Below are 14,928 nucleotides of genomic sequence, written 5' to 3'. Positions count from 1 at the left end.
AAGTCCCTCCAGCCAACTTAAAATCCAACAAAGAGATATTCTTGAACTTGATTGTTGTTGTTCCCAACTTTATGACCTTGGTTACCAAAAGAATATCTGTGATCTACGGAAAATACTTCGACTTGTTTTTTATATTTAGCCATTAGAGTCAGCATTTCGTCTTTGGTCGGCAACGAGTTAGAAGAATAGGATACGATCAAGATACTGTCTTGGTGACGTTTGAACAAAAGATCAAAAGCGTCATGTGCCCCTTTTATGGAACTGAATGGAGTTGGATAGCTTTTGAATTTCTTTGTTTTTGTGTTCCATTGCATCTCAACTCCTTTCCAGTCCCGTGCAATTCCTTCGACAAAATGATAACGCCGAACATAGTCATTGTCTGATAATGGACTATAGTACGGTGGATCAATATAAACTAAATCGGCTTTGTAACGGCAATCCATTGCATCGCCATGACGAGACTTATTCATTTTCTCATTATCAAAGACGGCATTGTTTATTTGCCGTACCGCCTCAAGAAAATGTTCTTGCAAGGTTAGTGTTAAATCACGTCTTCCATCATCATAACGATATCCTGTGTATGTGAAAATACCGCGAGGGCGCTTTTTAAGACATGCTCTAACTAATGCTGATATAGCAATAGCACGTTTATATTCATTTTTTAATCGATCTAAATTTGCGCGAATGGTGTCAATAAATTCATTGTCTTTATCATCGAAATATAAGTTTTTGAACGTCTCGGAAACAAAATTATCATGCTTGGTAGACTGATCAAATAAAAGGCATAAATCTTGATCGGTTAAAGAAATGGAGTTATTTTCTACCATTGCTTTAGTGAAGTAGTAGGAAAAAGCCATATAATCGTTACTCATCACTTGTTTACCTTGACTTTTAAACATATAGCTGACTATACCACTTCCGCTGAACAGGTCGAGTACGCTTTCGAATTGGAATTGGGAAGCGATAGACCAGATATATTCTAAAAGATTTTGTTTGCTGCCCATAAAACGAGTTGTAGGGTATTTCTCTAGCTGATTCGGTAATTTTACAGGCTCAGGGACAACAAAAACACGGCGTTTAGGTTCAATTTTTACCATTACATCTTCTCCTGTCCTTTTAGAAGCATCACTATTAATGTTTCTTCGAGTTTTATAAACTCTAATATTATATTTTCCGTATAATTCATGAACCAAGGGATGATTAGAATTTGTCAATATAACGTAGCACCCTAATTCATGGAGTCTATCTACTTCTTGAGCTAACTCAATATGGTCTTCTTCGTAAAACTGTTCCTTTGTATATCTTTTGAAGTCAGAGTACTTTCCAACAGGCAAGTACGGTGGGTCAAGAAAAATAAAATCACCTGGTTTTGCATGGTCCTTTAACACATCTTTATAATCCCCTTCAACGATTACAGTATTTTGAAGTAAAAGGCTAGTTGCACGAAGGTTTTCTTCATCGCAAATTTTTGGGTTTTTGTATTTTCCATATGGAACATTGAATTGTCCTTTTCGATTTACTCGATACAATCCGTTATAACAGGTTCGATTTAAATAGATAGTTCGGGCTGCTCTTTCAACCCTTGTTAATGATTCCGGGTTAAGAGCACGAATCTCATAATAGAATGATTCATCATTCTTCATTTCCTTTAGCAATGAAATAAGTTCCTCTACATTATCAGCAACTACTTGATACAGATTAATTAACTCAGGATTCGAATCGGAAATAATTGCATTTTTGGGCTCGAGCGCAAAGAACAAAGCGCCTCCACCAAAAAAAGGCTCTATATATCGATTGAATTGCTTGGGAACTTGGGGCAACAATACATCTAACATTTGTTGTTTTCCGCCCGCCCATTTCAGTATAGGTTTTGGTTTTATCAAAGATTGAAGTTTTTCAGAAACTTGTTGTTTCATTCTAATTCCCCTGCCAAATTATTTTTCATCTTCATGATAAAATAATAACATATTATCAGGGGGATTTGCTTGTTTGGGATTGATTACTCTTGAAGCTATATAGTTACAATTAAGAAGAGAGTAATTATAAACGTAATTACATGTGTATAGGGTATACAGTTGAATCAGTACAATCGTCATTCTACGCTCATGTCAGCGTACAAACATATTAAAGATGAAAAATTTCGCTATTACATTTTAAAACAAAAATCGGATGTGTTGCAGGCGATGAGAAACTTTTTCCGCAAAGAAGAACAGAAAACGTTTGTTTAAATCCTTGTATCATACAAGGTTTTTTTTTTTGCGAAAAAATAGTTGACAAACGGGGGGGTTTTGTAATATACTCATAGAGGTAATGGTAATTACTTATTTTTTACAATCAAATATACCCTTATGAGTATAGAGAGGTGAGGAAAATGAAGCATATATCCCCGCAAGAAGTCGAACAACAATTAAAAGAGGGGCGTGCACTGAGCATTATTGATGTGCGCGAATATGAAGAAGTAGCACAAGGGAAAATTCCAGGTGCACGTCACATTCCGCTCGGTCAGTTGCTTGAGCGAATGAATGAAATTAATAAAAATGAAGAGCATATTCTCGTTTGTCGCTCAGGAAACCGAAGCGGTATGGCTTGTCAGTTGTTAGAAAGTTACGGATATGACGTCGTGAATATGACAGGCGGTATGCTTGAGTGGACAGGTGAGATTGAACGATAGGGGGGAATCGAATGAATGTAGATCTTGTCGTTGATGCGCGTGGGCTATCTTGTCCAATGCCGATTGTTCGCACGAAAAAAGCAATGGAACAGCTGCAACCTGGCCAAGTGCTGGAAGTGCAAGCAACAGACAAAGGATCGCTTGCCGATATTCAAGGTTGGGCAAAAAACACAGGGCATCAATATATCGGCACGATTGAAGAAGGAGATGTACTTAAACATTACCTTCGCAAAGCGAATCCTACAGAAAGCAAAGAGGAAACGAAATATCCTCATGTTGTCGCATTAGACGAATTGCAAAAGAAAGTAGAAAACAATGAACAAGTATTTATTTTAGACGTGCGCGAAGAAGCGGAGTATGTGTTTGGGCATATTCCAGGAGCGTATCATATTCCGCTTGGACAGTTGTCCGAGCGAATGAATGAATTAAATAAAGATGAGACGATTTACGTCATTTGCCGAACAGGCAATCGTAGCGATCTCGCTGCGCAACAATTAGCTGAAAAAGGATTCACACATGTATTTAACGTCATTCCAGGCATGACAGAATGGAAAGGAACAATCATTAAAGGAGGAAATGAACAATGAACAAACGTGTAGCAATTATTGCAGCAAATGGTGGATTATTCGATGCGTACAAAGTATTTAACATTGCGACAGCAGCGGCAGCAACAGAAGCAGAAGTAGCGATTTTCTTTACATTCGAAGGATTAAATTTAATTCATAAAGAAGCGTATAAGCAATTGCCACTTCCAGAAGGAAAAGAACAAATTCAACAAGGATTTGCTCAAGCGAACGTTCCATCGATCCCTGAACTTGTAAGCATGGCTCAAGAAATGGGTGTGAAATTTATTGCTTGCCAAATGACAATGGATGTGATGAGATTAACAAAAGAACATTTTGTAGATGGTATTGATGTTGGTGGCGCTGTTACATTCCTCGATTTTGCGAAAGATGCTGACATTACGTTAACGTTCTAAGGAGGAAAAGCATGAAAGCAGATCTTGTCGTTGATGCAAAAGGGTTGGCGTGTCCAATGCCAATCGTTCGTACAAAAAAAGGAATGGATACACTACAGTCAGGTCAAGTGTTAGAAATTCATGTGACAGATAAAGGAGCTAAAAACGATTTGTCCGCATGGGCAAAATCAGCGGGGCATGAAATGATTGACATGGCCGAAGAAGGCGACGTACTAAAATTTTGGATTCGTAAAGCGTGAGAAGCATCGGGCGTATGTCCCGATGCTTCATACAAGGAGTGAACTAGCATGGATATTGGCTTTATTGTGACGATTTTTCTCATTGGGTTTATCGGTTCGTTTATTTCAGGAATGGTTGGGATTGGCGGATCGATTATTAAGTATCCGATGCTGCTCTACATTCCACCGTTGCTTGGCTACGCTGCATTTAGTGCTCATGAAGTATCCGGCATTAGCGCCATTCAAGTATTTTTCGCAACAATTGGCGGCGTTTGGGCGTACCGGAAAGGTGGATATTTAAATAAAACGTTAATTATTTACATGGGAACGAGCATTTTGCTCGGTAGTTTCATCGGTGGTTATGGTTCAAAATTAATGAGTGAAGGCGGCATTAATATCGTTTATGCGGTGTTGGCAACGATTGCGGCCGTTTTGATGTTTGTTCCGAAAAAAGAAATTGACAATATTCCGTTCGATCAAGTGACATTTAATAAGTGGCTCGCTGCTGCATTAGCATTTATTGTCGGAGTGAGTGCGGGAATTGTCGGAGCCGCTGGTGCATTTATTCTTGTACCAATTATGCTCGTTGTATTAAAAATTCCAACACGTATGACGATTGCTACATCATTAGCGATTACGTTTATTTCATCAATTGGGGCAACAGTAGGAAAAATTACAACAGGACAGTTCGAGTTTTGGACGGCGTTGATTATGGTTGTTGCAAGTTTAATTGCTTCCCCGATTGGAGCAAACGTTGGTAAAAAAGTCAATACAAAAATATTGCAGTTTATTTTAGCGGTCCTCATTGTAGCAACAGCTATTAAAATTTGGTTGGACATTTTGTAAAAGATGTTGAAAAATTCATCCTTTATGTTATAATACCATTAGGGGTATATAAAATAGTGGAACATAAAGGAGGAATGGTAACATGAAACAAGTAACGGTATATACGACAACGACATGTCCATATTGTACATTGCTAAAAAACTTTTTAGCTGAACGTGGCATTCCTTTTAGAGAAGTGAACTTGCATCAACATCCTGAAGCTGTTGATTACGTTGTTCGCTCGACTGGACAAATGGGCGTGCCACAAACAGAAATTAACGGACAGTGGGTCGTTGGATTTGATCCGCAACGAATTATGCAATTGTTACAACAATAATTTTTTTACTTATATAAATACCCTATAAGGTATAAGGAGAGGTGGATATTACATGGCAGTATATGCGTTAACAGCACAACAAATCAATGAGATGATTGTTCGTAAAGAACCGTTTTTCTTATTCGATGTTCGTAATGAATCAGATTTTGCAGATTGGAAAATTGAAGGAGAGCACATTGAATATTTAAACATCCCTTATTTTGAATTAATCGATGGCGTTGAGCCTGTGTTAGAACGTTTACCGAAAGATAAAAAAATCGTCGTTGTTTGTGCAAAAGAAGGGTCTTCGATGATGGTCGCTGACATGCTTGCTGAAAAAGGGTTAGAAGTATTTTATTTAAAAGGCGGCATGAAAGCATGGAGTGAATATTTGTATCCAGTTGTTGTGTACGAAGATGAAAATATGAAAGTATATCAATTTATTCGTGTCGGTAAAGGGTGCCTTTCTTACATGGTCGTATCAGGCAAAGAAGCGCTCATCGTTGACCCATCCCGATTTATTGATGTATATAAAGAAGTAGTGCAAAAAGAAAACGTAACAATTACACATATTGTTGATTCTCATCTACATGCCGATCACATTTCTGGTGGATACGAATTAGCAAAACAAACAGGAGCGAAATATTATTTAATGAAGAGTGAAGGAGCGGTATTTGAATTTGAACCGCTAGAAAATCATGATCGCATCGAATTTGAAAAAGTAAGCTTAGAAGTATTAGCGATTAAAACGCCAGGTCATACTCCAGGTAGTGTATCATTTTTCGTAAACAATAAATTGTTGTTCTCTGGGGATACGATTTTCGTCAGTGGTCTTGGCCGACCAGATCTTGGCGGAAAAGCGCGTGAGTGGGCAAAAGATTTATACGACACAGTGTATAACAAAGTAGCACAAATTGCAGATGATGTGATTGTCCTTCCTGCACACTATGCAAACTTTGATCAAGAAGTAAATGAGCAAGGATATATCGGGAATACGTTAGGAAACATTCGTCAAATGAATGAAATCATGCAAGGCAAAACGGAAGAGGAGTTCGTTGAACATGTGGCGCAATCCGCTTCTTCTGAAACACCACCGAACTTTGAAGACATTATTGCCATCAATCGTGGTGTGAAAGATGCAACGCCAGAACAACAACAAGAACTCGAAATCGGTCCGAACCGTTGTGCTGTTCATCATACACATTAAAAAGGAATTTTATTCAACCTCGCTATGTGCGAGGTTTTTTTTTCGATTTTGTGAAACTTTTTGGACACAATAGTCGTATATAACGTATGTAGAGATACTCTCTTTCATTTTCGGTCATTTTTCATTAAAATATAAAATAACGGAGGGATGATGTGATGTTTTTTCATCCAATGGATTTTCTCATTTTAATTGCTTTTGCTGTGTCGATTTGGGCACAATTTAAAGTCAAAGGAAACTTTAGTAAGTGGTCAGATGTACCTGCTTCCTCTGGGTTAACGGGAGCAGAAGTGGCACGTCTCATTTTAGATCGCAATGGGCTATACGATGTGCCGGTAGAACTTGTCCCAGGTACGTTGACAGACCATTACGATCCAATTGCTCGAGCCGTTCGTTTATCAGAGCCGGTTTACTATGGCCGCTCGATTGCAGCGGTATCGGTAGCTGCCCATGAAGTGGGTCATGCGGTGCAACATCAACAAGCATATGGTGCGCTCGTTTTGCGCCATCGTATGTTTCCAATCGTTAATTTTACATCTGGAATAGCTCCATTTCTTCTTCTTGGCGGGTTTTTATTGCAACAGTTTTCGTTAATTGGTTTAGGGATTATTTTATTCTCATTTGCCGTCGCGTTTCAAGTCATTACGCTACCTGTTGAGTTTAACGCAAGTTCACGTGCAAAAGATTTTATGATTGCAGAAGGCATTATTCGCAACGAAGAAGAACGTGGAGTAAATAAAGTATTAAATGCCGCGGCATTAACGTATGTTGCTGCAGCGCTTATTTCGGTGTTAGAATTAATCAAGTATGTACTTATTTTTGTGCAAGGAAATAATGAAGATTAATAAATAGGAGGTGGCATCCGCACGCATGTATGCGTGCGGACGTTCGTTGGACATATTTAGTTTATGGATGATTGTTTTTCTTATTGCGCTTACCGGTTTTTTTGTCGCTTCAGAATTTGCGATTGTAAAAGTGCGCCCATCGCGCATTGATCAACTGATTGAGGAAGGGAACAAAAAAGCGGCAGCAGCAAAGCATGTTATTACGCATTTAGATGAGTATTTATCTGCAAATCAACTTGGAATTACGATGACCTCGCTCGGTCTTGGTTGGCTCGGAGAACCGACGGTAGAACGAGCGCTTCGTCCGCTTTTTGACGAGTTTCATGTCTCGCCATCATTTGCCCATGGTGCTTCTTTTATTGTCGCATTTGCGATGATTACGTTTATTCATGTCGTTGTTGGTGAATTAGCACCGAAGACGATTGCGATTCAAAAAGCCGAAACGATTACGTTATGGACGGCGCGCCCGCTCATGTTGTTTTATCGCGTCATGTATCCGTTTATTTGGTTGTTAAATGGGTCTGCGCGTTTCGTCGTTCGTTTATTTGGTTTTCAGTTATCTAACGAACAAGAATTGGCTCATTCTGAGGAAGAGTTGCGTCTTCTGTTATCGGCCAGTTATAAAAACGGAGAAATTAATCATACGGAATATAAGTATGTGAATAACATTTTCCGTTTTGACGATCGTGTCGCAAAAGAAATTATGGTTCCGCGCAAAGAAATTGTGGCGTTAGATGTCAATGATTCGATGGAACATGTATTGCAAACAATCCGTGAAGAAAAATATACACGTTATCCAGTCATTGATGGCGATAAAGATCATATTCTTGGATTAATAAATGTAAAAGAGTTGTTTACGGACCTTGTTGTAAACTGTCAACAGCGAAGAGAACTGCGTGAATATATACGCCCGATTATTCAAGTGATTGAAACGATTCCTATTCAAGATTTACTTGTGAAAATGCAAAAAGAGCGCATTCATATGGCGATTTTAGTTGATGAGTACGGTGGCACGTCAGGTTTAGTCACAGTTGAAGATATTTTAGAAGAAATTGTTGGAGAAATTCGAGATGAGTTTGATACAGATGAAACTCCGCTTATTCAAGTCATTGATGAAAACCGAACGATCGTAGATGGAAAAGTGCTCATTAGTGAAATTAATGATTTATTCGGCTTAGAAATTGATGATACAGACGTTGATACAATCGGGGGATGGATGTTAACCGAACGTTACAACATTCGTCCAGGAGAGCAAATTGAGTTTGGTGACTATATATTTACAGTCATCCAATTAGACGGTCATCATGTGAAAAAAATTGAAGTGACACGTCGCCCTCCAGCAGTAGATGTAGTGACGGACATGAACGAAGAGGCTGCGTTATAGTAACGCGCCTCTTTTTATATTGCCGAAAATCGTTTCATCAGGTAGGGCAGAACAGGTGATCCACTCGTTTGTCAACGGATGTGGGAACGAAAGCGAGATCGCGTGTAACGCTTGGCGATCGATCCACGGTTTTCCCCCATATAACGTATCTCCAACTAATGGATGTCCGATATAGCTCATATGGACGCGAATTTGATGCGTTTTTCCTGTATCAAGCGTCAAGCGAACGAGCGACACATTTTTTTGATTGTCATATTGGAGACGTTCATAGTGCGTGATCGCCGTATCTCCTGTTTTCGATACGCGCCGTCTCGTTGGATGATGACGATCGCGACCGATTGGAGCTTTAATCGTTCCTTTTTTTTGTTTCACATATCCATGAACAAGCGCAACGTATGTGCGATGAATCGTTCGTTCCGCTAAATATTTATCGAGCACAGCGCCAGCAAGCGCATGTTTAGCAAATAAAATGACGCCGCTCGTATCGCAATCAAGGCGATGAATATGCCGAACTTTGCTATAAATTCCTTCACATTGAAAGTGAAATGCGACCGCATTTGCTAACGTATTTGTTTGGGTTGGCTGCTTCGGATGGACGTCCATATGTGCAGGTTTGTTAATAACAAGCACATGATCGTCTTCAAATACAATATGAAGCGGAAAGTATGTTGGAATCGGTTCAATCGTTTCGTCTTTTATATGTACTCCAATATGATCGTTTAGTGAAATGATTGTGTGTAAAGGAACAGTTTTCTTATTTACTGTGACTCCTTTTGTCATTCGCCATTCATGCAACATTTTTTTAGGAACGAACCATTTTGTTTGGAATGCTTGTTCAAGCGATAGGCCAACCCATGATGATGGCGCTTCAAACATGAGCCAATTTCCTTTTTTCTGTACATTCATTCGTCTCACTCTTTCTATACAATAAATTACCAACACCATAAAGTGAGTTGGTATGTTACAATTTCGTTATAGATTAGGAAATGAAATGGAAAAAGGTGAGGTCAATTGAAAACCGTCTATGTTGCTACGGAAGAGCAAAAGCAATATATTCAATCGCTTATTGAGCAATTTTATACATGTATTTTTCCAAAATATTTCACAGATCATGAAATTGAAACATTTGAATCGCTTGGTATATTACAGTTTCAATCTTCCACATACGATGGAACGTTAAAAGAGGCGTTTGAGATTATTTCTGCATTACAATCGTTGCAAGCGATTATTGAATTTGCTTCGTTCCATCGCGTTTCTTACTACAATCATTTGTTTCAACGCAATGTAGAGCAATTAGCGCGACATGGAATAAGTTTCCCGCTTACACCTGAACATTTTTTACATGAAAAAGATCATTATGTGAGCGTATATATGAAACCTACTCATTCTTGGGTGATGTAAAAAAGCCTTCACAACGAAGGCTTTTATTTTGTTTGTTCAAACCATTTTCGAAATACGTCTTCTTCATAATATCCTTCAATGCGTGCGACTTCTTTTCCATTTTTAAAGCGGACAATGGTTGGTGTCGCTTCAATGTGATATTCATCCCATCCTTCTTCAAATTCAAGAAGGTTAAATTGCTTTAAGTCGATGCCCATTTCTTTCGCTAACGGCACAACGATTGGCGTTGTTTTTTTGCAAAATTCACACGTTGAGCTGTAAAAATAAACGGTCATCGTTTCTTTATTGTTTAATGCTTCTCTTAATTCGTCAGGTAAAATAATGTTTTGATAATTCGGATCATCAAGAAGGTCGATCGTAGCTGGGTGTAGTTCTTCCTTCCCGAACGGATTTCCTTCCGCTTTTTGTTTTTGCGTATATGATGTAATCCAAGCCAGTGCTCCGAATAAAACGATAATGATACCGCCGAAAATAAGTAATTTTTTCATTCGCCTTTCCCTTCTTTCCCCATTTTTATAAGACGATAGCTTATGACGCTAATGAAAATAAAAGCAATAAGTGCTAAAAAGGGAATCGTAATAAACCCGAGCCAGTTAATATACTGTCCTGTACATGGGACAACGCCACATGATGGAGCAGTATTTCGGAAAAATGTCACTTTTTGAATGAGATAATGATAAGCAGAAATCGTCCCACCGATGACGGATAACATAAACGTATAACGAGCGATGTTAAATTCTTTGCGCACAAAAGCCATGCCGAGCAAAAATACTTGCGGATACATGAAAATGCGCTGATACCAACAAAGTTCACATGGGATAAACTTCAATACCTCAGAAAAATAAAGGCTGCCAAGCGTAGCGATGAGTGCAACGATCCAAGCGGCTAACAAATGATTTTCTCTCTGAGCCATAATTCCACCTTCTTATTTTTTACTCTTTGTTCATTATAGTACATCGAAAGAAATGATGTAAATTGCGACGATATTTTACTTACATAATGAACAAGTGAACGTGCACAATAAAAAGCGAAAGGGGAGGATCATATTGAATCATACAGTTGAATCGATTATGACGCGCCAAGTAGCAACGGTCACACCAGATCAATCTGTTCAAGAGGTAGCACAATTAATGAATGAACATAATGTTGGTGCCATTCCTGTTGTTGAAAATGGAAAAGTAAAAGGGATGATTACCGACCGTGACATTGCTCTTCGTACGACGGCGCAAGGGTTAACCCCTTCGACACCTGTTTCACAAGTGATGACAAGTGATGTCGTCACAGGGACGCCAAACATGAGCGTTGATGAAGCAGCGAAAGTAATGGCAAAAAACCAAATCCGCCGCTTGCCAATCGTACAAAATAACGAGCTTTGTGGCATTGTTGCTCTCGGCGATATCGCCACAAACCAAGCATATGATGAAGCGGCAGAACAAGCGTTATCCGAGATTTCTGAACCTTCATATCATTAAACAAGAAAGGGGCTTCTTTACAAGAAGCTCCTTTTTATAATTAATTAAAGTATAAAATTTCGGATTTAGGGAGCTGTCTAGCTCCAAGCGCCATCGGCTCGAGTCGCTCCGCCCCACACTGCGGCGGCGACAGCCTCCTCGGTGAGGCTTGTGCGCTCTTCGCCGATAGGCGGGCGCTTTGCGCTTTTCGTATTAAAAAAGGAATTTGTATAAAAAAACGAGAATAAGTTACAATGAGCAACGGATATGGAGGGATAAACGTGACTTGGAAAATAATATATGAACGTTGGAAAGAAGCGCAATTAGATGAAGAACTTCGTGCGCATTTGGAGCAACTAGAGCAAGATGAAAAGCTGTTAGAAGACTGCTTTTATAAGACGTTAGAGTTCGGTACAGGAGGAATGCGAGGGGAAATTGGACCGGGGACGAATCGAATGAACATATATACTGTACGGAAAGCATCCGCAGGACTCGCCCGATACATTGCGTCGTTCGGTGAGGAAGCAAAAAAGCGCGGGGTGGTTATCGCATACGACTCGCGCCACAAATCGCAACAGTTTGCGATGGAAGCCGCCAAGACGCTTGCGACCTACGGGATTCAAACGTACGTGTTTGATGAGCTTCGCCCGACGCCAGAACTTTCATTTGCTGTACGACATTTACGTGCCTTTTCGGGTATTGTTATTACCGCAAGCCACAATCCACCGGAGTATAACGGGTATAAAGTATACGGGGAAGATGGGGCACAGTTGCCGCCACATATCGCCGATGTAGTCATTGAGCACGTCGATGCGATTGAAAATGAATGGGAGCTTGAGATTGAGCAAGAAGACGTATTAAAAGAAAAAGGGCTCATTCAAATCATCGGAGCGGATATTGATGAGGCATACATACAAAAATTAAAGACGATTTCTCTTTCCCCACAACTGGCTCATGAAGTCGATGTAAAAGTTGTATTTACACCGCTTCACGGCACAGCAAATAAGCTCGTTCAACGAGGATTGAAGGAATTTGGTTATAAACATGTGTTTGTAGTAAAAGAACAAGAGCAACCTGATCCGAACTTTTCAACGGTAAAATCACCGAACCCAGAAGAACATGCCGCGTTTGAATTAGCGATTCAGCTTGGAAAACAAGTGGATGCGGACGTGTTAATTGCAACAGATCCTGATGCCGATCGTTTAGGGATTGCGGTAAAAAATGAAAAAGGGGAATACGTCGTTTTAACGGGCAATCAAACAGGTGGATTATTGCTTCATTACATTCTTTCACAAAAGAAAGAAAAAGGGATATTGCTGCCAAACGGGATTGTATTTAAAACGATCGTAACGTCTGAATTTGGTCGTGCCATTGCTGAGTCGTTCAATATAAAAACGATGGATACGTTAACAGGATTTAAGTTTATCGGTGAAAAAATTAAACAATATGAACAAACAGGGGAGTACGTATTCCAGTTCGGCTACGAAGAAAGTTACGGCTATTTAATCGGTGATTTTGCGCGTGATAAAGATGCGATTCAAGCAGCCGTTTTAGCTGTTGAAGTGTGCGCGTTTTATAAAAAACAAGGCGTATCTTTATATGAAGCGCTTATGCAATTGTTTGAGCAATATGGATATTATCAAGAAGGATTACGTTCACTTACATTAAAAGGAAAAGAAGGGGCGGAGCGGATCGAAGCGTTATTAGCGACGTTTCGTCATGAGCCGCCAACAGTTGTCGGAAAGCAACGTGTCGTTATTCGCGAAGACTATAAAGCGAGCGAACGAGTATATGTGGATACAGAGAAAAAAGAAACGATTCATTTGCCGAAGTCGAACGTATTAAAATATGTACTTGAAGATGGATCTTGGTTTTGCGCGCGTCCATCTGGCACAGAGCCGAAAATGAAATTTTATTTTGGAGTGAAAGGGCGAACGTTGACGGAAGCAAAACAACAACTAGAGCAATTAGAAACAGCGGTCATGGAGCGAGTATATATGTTAACAACTGATAAGGCGTAATGCCTTATCAGTTGTTTTTTGAATACAGAACAAGTAATATAAAGGCGACTATGTAGAAAGGATGAGATCAGCATGTTACAAGGACAAGTAGCGATTGTGACGGGGGCATCTCGTGGCATCGGTTTAGCGATTGCACATAAATTGTCGCAACAAGGAATGAAGCTTGTGTTAATCGGAAGTTCTTCAGACATTCATCGTGTCGGTGAACAATTAAAAGATGTGAAAACGTTTCAAGCGGATGTATCCAATGAACAACAAATGAATGAAGTGGTTGAAACAACAATTGATACGTTTGGTCGTATTGATTTACTCGTAAACAACGCAGGTATTGGGGTATTCAAGTCCGTTGAAGAAACGACAGTTGAGGAGTGGAAACGACTATTTGAAGTGAATGTACAGGGAGTGTTTATTGGGACAAAAGCCGTCCTTCCACAAATGAAAAAGCAACGTTCCGGTACGATTATTACCATTTCATCTGATGTTGGCCGATACACGATTGCAAACGGTTCTGCATATACAGCAACAAAATATGCTGTTCAAGGATTTTCAGGAAGTGTAGCTCAAGAAGTGCGTTCATACGGTATTCGTGTCGGTACAATTAATCCGGGGATGGTTGATACATATTTCGCTAACTCTACGCAAGGATCGCCTGAAAAAGCGGCATGGTTAAAAGCAGAAGACGTCGCAGAAGCTGTCGTTTATATGGCGAGTGCACCAAAACATATGTTAGTGGATGAAATTGTGTTGCATCCACTCATTCAAACGTATCCGGTCGTATAAAAAAGCGAAAGGAATTCCTTCCGCTTTAATAATCATATTGCATCGTCAATGTTGGCTCTTGTTCATACACATCTAACGCATGATCGATGTAACGTAACAATGCATTTAGCCGCTTTTGAACGACTGTGTAATCTTTTTCGAAGTTATATGCATGAAGAAACTGTTCAATTTTTTTTGAAAGTAAATCGTCTTTTGTGCGCACCATAAGAATGAGTAAATGATCCCATTCCGACCGGTACGTATAATAAAGCGCTTTATCGTAATCAGCTGTATGCAACGCAAACCCTCCTTATCGTGAGGAGCTATATATAGTTTATGAAAAAGCGGCCGTTTTTTTCGCTGTAAATGTTGTGCGATTTGGCAGAGGAGAGTTGGGCATGGAGAAGCATATTGCGTATTATGAATCGCCAATTGGTTGGTTACAAATCATTGGCACAGATGAAAGTATAGAGCGCATAGATGTTGTGGAGCAACATGGAGGGCGGAATATTCCAACTAGCTTTATGCCATGGATGGAGGAGCTTGAACAATACTTTCAAAAGAAACGGACATCGTTTTCGATTCCACTAAAGCTCATAGGTACACCGTTTCAAGTTCGCGTATGGGAAGCGTTGCAAACGATTCCTTACGGACAAACGGTTTCGTATGCCCATATTGCAAAACAAATTGGACGTCCGAAGGCAGTGCGAGCAGTTGGAAATGCTGTCGGTAGCAACCCATTCACGATCGTTATCCCTTGTCATCGCGTCGTGCGTACAGACGGTGGAATTGGCGGTTATGCGTGGGGGATAGAAAGAAAAAAGTGGTTGCTTGAGCATGAAACGCGCTGAATG

19 protein-coding genes and 1 pseudogene are annotated in these 14,928 nt (G+C 39.8%); 15 read left to right on the top strand and 5 right to left on the bottom strand.

All coding sequences use genetic code 11. From position 1 onward, the window contains the following. Positions 1-17: 17 nt before the first annotated feature. Positions 18-1,916, bottom strand: coding sequence for a Dam family site-specific DNA-(adenine-N6)-methyltransferase (locus K1I43_RS11990; RefSeq protein WP_136260427.1), 1,899 nt, complete (start codon positions 1,914-1,916; stop codon positions 18-20). 156 nt (positions 1,917-2,072) lie between these two features. Between K1I43_RS11990 and K1I43_RS11985 the strand changes: the two are divergent. The 10 genes and pseudogenes from K1I43_RS11985 to K1I43_RS11940 all read left to right on the top strand — a co-directional run. After that, positions 2,073-2,228: pseudogene (locus K1I43_RS11985) on the top strand (sporulation protein YhbH); the annotation flags it as partial. A gap of 143 nt (positions 2,229-2,371) precedes the next feature. Continuing rightward, on the top strand, positions 2,372-2,671 hold the full coding sequence (locus K1I43_RS11980) for a rhodanese-like domain-containing protein (protein WP_009362057.1): 300 nt from the start codon (positions 2,372-2,374) through the stop codon (positions 2,669-2,671). An 11-nt stretch (positions 2,672-2,682) separates the two neighbouring features. Next, the gene (locus K1I43_RS11975) at positions 2,683-3,258 is read left to right on the top strand and encodes a sulfurtransferase TusA family protein (protein ID WP_009362056.1); all 576 of its coding nucleotides are present in this window, start codon (positions 2,683-2,685) and stop codon (positions 3,256-3,258) included. Then, a complete protein-coding gene (locus K1I43_RS11970; protein WP_019417098.1) occupies positions 3,255-3,650 on the top strand; it encodes a DsrE/DsrF/DrsH-like family protein in 396 nt (131 codons plus the stop codon). Before K1I43_RS11975 ends, K1I43_RS11970 begins: the two co-directional genes overlap by 4 nt. Before the next feature lie 11 nt (positions 3,651-3,661). Further along, positions 3,662-3,889, top strand: a complete 228-nt coding sequence (locus K1I43_RS11965) for a sulfurtransferase TusA family protein (protein ID WP_009362054.1) — start codon at positions 3,662-3,664, stop codon at positions 3,887-3,889. 48 nt (positions 3,890-3,937) lie between these two features. Then, positions 3,938-4,714, top strand: coding sequence for a sulfite exporter TauE/SafE family protein (locus tag K1I43_RS11960; protein WP_019417097.1), 777 nt, complete (start codon positions 3,938-3,940; stop codon positions 4,712-4,714). A gap of 82 nt (positions 4,715-4,796) precedes the next feature. Next, a complete protein-coding gene (locus K1I43_RS11955) occupies positions 4,797-5,030 on the top strand; it encodes a glutaredoxin family protein (RefSeq protein WP_019417096.1) in 234 nt (77 codons plus the stop codon). A 52-nt stretch (positions 5,031-5,082) separates the two neighbouring features. Further along, a complete protein-coding gene (locus K1I43_RS11950; protein WP_019417095.1) occupies positions 5,083-6,216 on the top strand; it encodes an MBL fold metallo-hydrolase in 1,134 nt (377 codons plus the stop codon). Positions 6,217-6,371: 155 nt separating this feature from the next. Continuing rightward, entirely contained in the window at positions 6,372-7,058 is a 687-nt protein-coding gene (locus tag K1I43_RS11945; protein WP_009362050.1) for a zinc metallopeptidase, read from the top strand. Between the two features lie 46 nt (positions 7,059-7,104). Continuing rightward, on the top strand, positions 7,105-8,442 hold the full coding sequence (locus tag K1I43_RS11940) for a hemolysin family protein (protein WP_033383292.1): 1,338 nt from the start codon (positions 7,105-7,107) through the stop codon (positions 8,440-8,442). On the opposite strand, the gene K1I43_RS11935 is transcribed toward K1I43_RS11940, so the two are convergent. Then, positions 8,437-9,348 (bottom strand): RluA family pseudouridine synthase, encoded by a 912-nt coding sequence (locus K1I43_RS11935; protein WP_026011573.1) that lies wholly within the window; start codon positions 9,346-9,348, stop codon positions 8,437-8,439. The genes K1I43_RS11940 and K1I43_RS11935 overlap by 6 nt on opposite strands. A 105-nt stretch (positions 9,349-9,453) precedes the next feature. Between K1I43_RS11935 and K1I43_RS11930 the strand changes: the two genes are divergently transcribed. After that, positions 9,454-9,843 carry a DUF5365 family protein gene (locus tag K1I43_RS11930; RefSeq protein WP_009362047.1) on the top strand — a complete coding sequence of 130 codons (390 nt, stop codon included), beginning with the start codon at positions 9,454-9,456 and terminating at the stop codon, positions 9,841-9,843. A 23-nt stretch (positions 9,844-9,866) separates the two neighbouring features. Here K1I43_RS11930 and K1I43_RS11925 read toward each other — a convergent pair whose 3' ends face one another. Next, entirely contained in the window at positions 9,867-10,331 is a 465-nt protein-coding gene (locus K1I43_RS11925; RefSeq protein WP_019417092.1) for a thioredoxin family protein, read from the bottom strand. Next, the gene (locus K1I43_RS11920) at positions 10,328-10,756 is read right to left on the bottom strand and encodes a disulfide formation protein C (protein WP_019417091.1); all 429 of its coding nucleotides are present in this window, start codon (positions 10,754-10,756) and stop codon (positions 10,328-10,330) included. The genes K1I43_RS11925 and K1I43_RS11920 overlap by 4 nt, the downstream gene beginning before the upstream one ends. A 157-nt stretch (positions 10,757-10,913) precedes the next feature. Between K1I43_RS11920 and K1I43_RS11915 the strand changes: the two genes are divergently transcribed. The 3 genes from K1I43_RS11915 (at position 10,914) to K1I43_RS11905 (ending at position 14,095) form a co-directional block, all read left to right on the top strand. Next, positions 10,914-11,315, top strand: coding sequence for a CBS domain-containing protein (locus K1I43_RS11915; protein ID WP_083842719.1), 402 nt, complete (start codon positions 10,914-10,916; stop codon positions 11,313-11,315). A gap of 260 nt (positions 11,316-11,575) precedes the next feature. Beyond that, positions 11,576-13,315 carry a phospho-sugar mutase gene (locus K1I43_RS11910; RefSeq protein ID WP_026011571.1) on the top strand — a complete coding sequence of 580 codons (1,740 nt, stop codon included), beginning with the start codon at positions 11,576-11,578 and terminating at the stop codon, positions 13,313-13,315. Between the two features lie 72 nt (positions 13,316-13,387). Next, positions 13,388-14,095 (top strand): SDR family oxidoreductase, encoded by a 708-nt coding sequence (locus K1I43_RS11905; RefSeq protein WP_009362042.1) that lies wholly within the window; start codon positions 13,388-13,390, stop codon positions 14,093-14,095. Positions 14,096-14,120: 25 nt separating this feature from the next. Here the strand turns inward: K1I43_RS11905 and K1I43_RS11900 are convergent, their stop codons facing one another. Next, a complete protein-coding gene (locus K1I43_RS11900; protein WP_004892205.1) occupies positions 14,121-14,372 on the bottom strand; it encodes a YhdB family protein in 252 nt (83 codons plus the stop codon). Between the two features lie 100 nt (positions 14,373-14,472). On the opposite strand from K1I43_RS11900, the gene K1I43_RS11895 reads away from it, so the two are divergent. Next, entirely contained in the window at positions 14,473-14,925 is a 453-nt protein-coding gene (locus tag K1I43_RS11895; RefSeq protein ID WP_026011570.1) for a methylated-DNA--[protein]-cysteine S-methyltransferase, read from the top strand. The last annotated feature ends 3 nt before the right edge of the window (positions 14,926-14,928 follow it).

The organism is Anoxybacillus sp. ST70 (assembly GCF_019553625.1).
GTDB classification, from domain to species: domain Bacteria; phylum Bacillota; class Bacilli; order Bacillales; family Anoxybacillaceae; genus Anoxybacillus; species Anoxybacillus gonensis.
The sequence above is the reverse complement of the archived record's forward strand: the minus strand, read 5'-3'. Positions and strand labels throughout refer to the sequence as shown.

Excerpts from the sequence above, each read along its gene's own strand:
- K1I43_RS11925 (WP_019417092.1), bottom strand. The coding sequence starts at position 10,331 with ATGAAAAAATTACTTATTTTCGGCGGTATCATTATCGTTTTATTCGGA.
- K1I43_RS11950 (WP_019417095.1), top strand. The coding sequence starts at position 5,083 with ATGGCAGTATATGCGTTAACAGCACAACAAATCAATGAGATGATTGTT.
- K1I43_RS11970 (WP_019417098.1), top strand. The coding sequence starts at position 3,255 with ATGAACAAACGTGTAGCAATTATTGCAGCAAATGGTGGATTATTCGAT.
- K1I43_RS11905 (WP_009362042.1), top strand. The coding sequence starts at position 13,388 with ATGTTACAAGGACAAGTAGCGATTGTGACGGGGGCATCTCGTGGCATC.
- K1I43_RS11895 (WP_026011570.1), top strand. The coding sequence starts at position 14,473 with ATGGAGAAGCATATTGCGTATTATGAATCGCCAATTGGTTGGTTACAA.
- K1I43_RS11965 (WP_009362054.1), top strand. The coding sequence starts at position 3,662 with ATGAAAGCAGATCTTGTCGTTGATGCAAAAGGGTTGGCGTGTCCAATG.
- K1I43_RS11980 (WP_009362057.1), top strand. The coding sequence starts at position 2,372 with ATGAAGCATATATCCCCGCAAGAAGTCGAACAACAATTAAAAGAGGGG.
- K1I43_RS11990 (WP_136260427.1), bottom strand. The coding sequence starts at position 1,916 with ATGAAACAACAAGTTTCTGAAAAACTTCAATCTTTGATAAAACCAAAA.
- K1I43_RS11915 (WP_083842719.1), top strand. The coding sequence starts at position 10,914 with ATGACGCGCCAAGTAGCAACGGTCACACCAGATCAATCTGTTCAAGAG.
- K1I43_RS11960 (WP_019417097.1), top strand. The coding sequence starts at position 3,938 with ATGGATATTGGCTTTATTGTGACGATTTTTCTCATTGGGTTTATCGGT.
- K1I43_RS11955 (WP_019417096.1), top strand. The coding sequence starts at position 4,797 with ATGAAACAAGTAACGGTATATACGACAACGACATGTCCATATTGTACA.
- K1I43_RS11920 (WP_019417091.1), bottom strand. The coding sequence starts at position 10,756 with ATGGCTCAGAGAGAAAATCATTTGTTAGCCGCTTGGATCGTTGCACTC.
- K1I43_RS11945 (WP_009362050.1), top strand. The coding sequence starts at position 6,372 with ATGTTTTTTCATCCAATGGATTTTCTCATTTTAATTGCTTTTGCTGTG.
- K1I43_RS11975 (WP_009362056.1), top strand. The coding sequence starts at position 2,683 with ATGAATGTAGATCTTGTCGTTGATGCGCGTGGGCTATCTTGTCCAATG.
- K1I43_RS11935 (WP_026011573.1), bottom strand. The coding sequence starts at position 9,348 with ATGAATGTACAGAAAAAAGGAAATTGGCTCATGTTTGAAGCGCCATCA.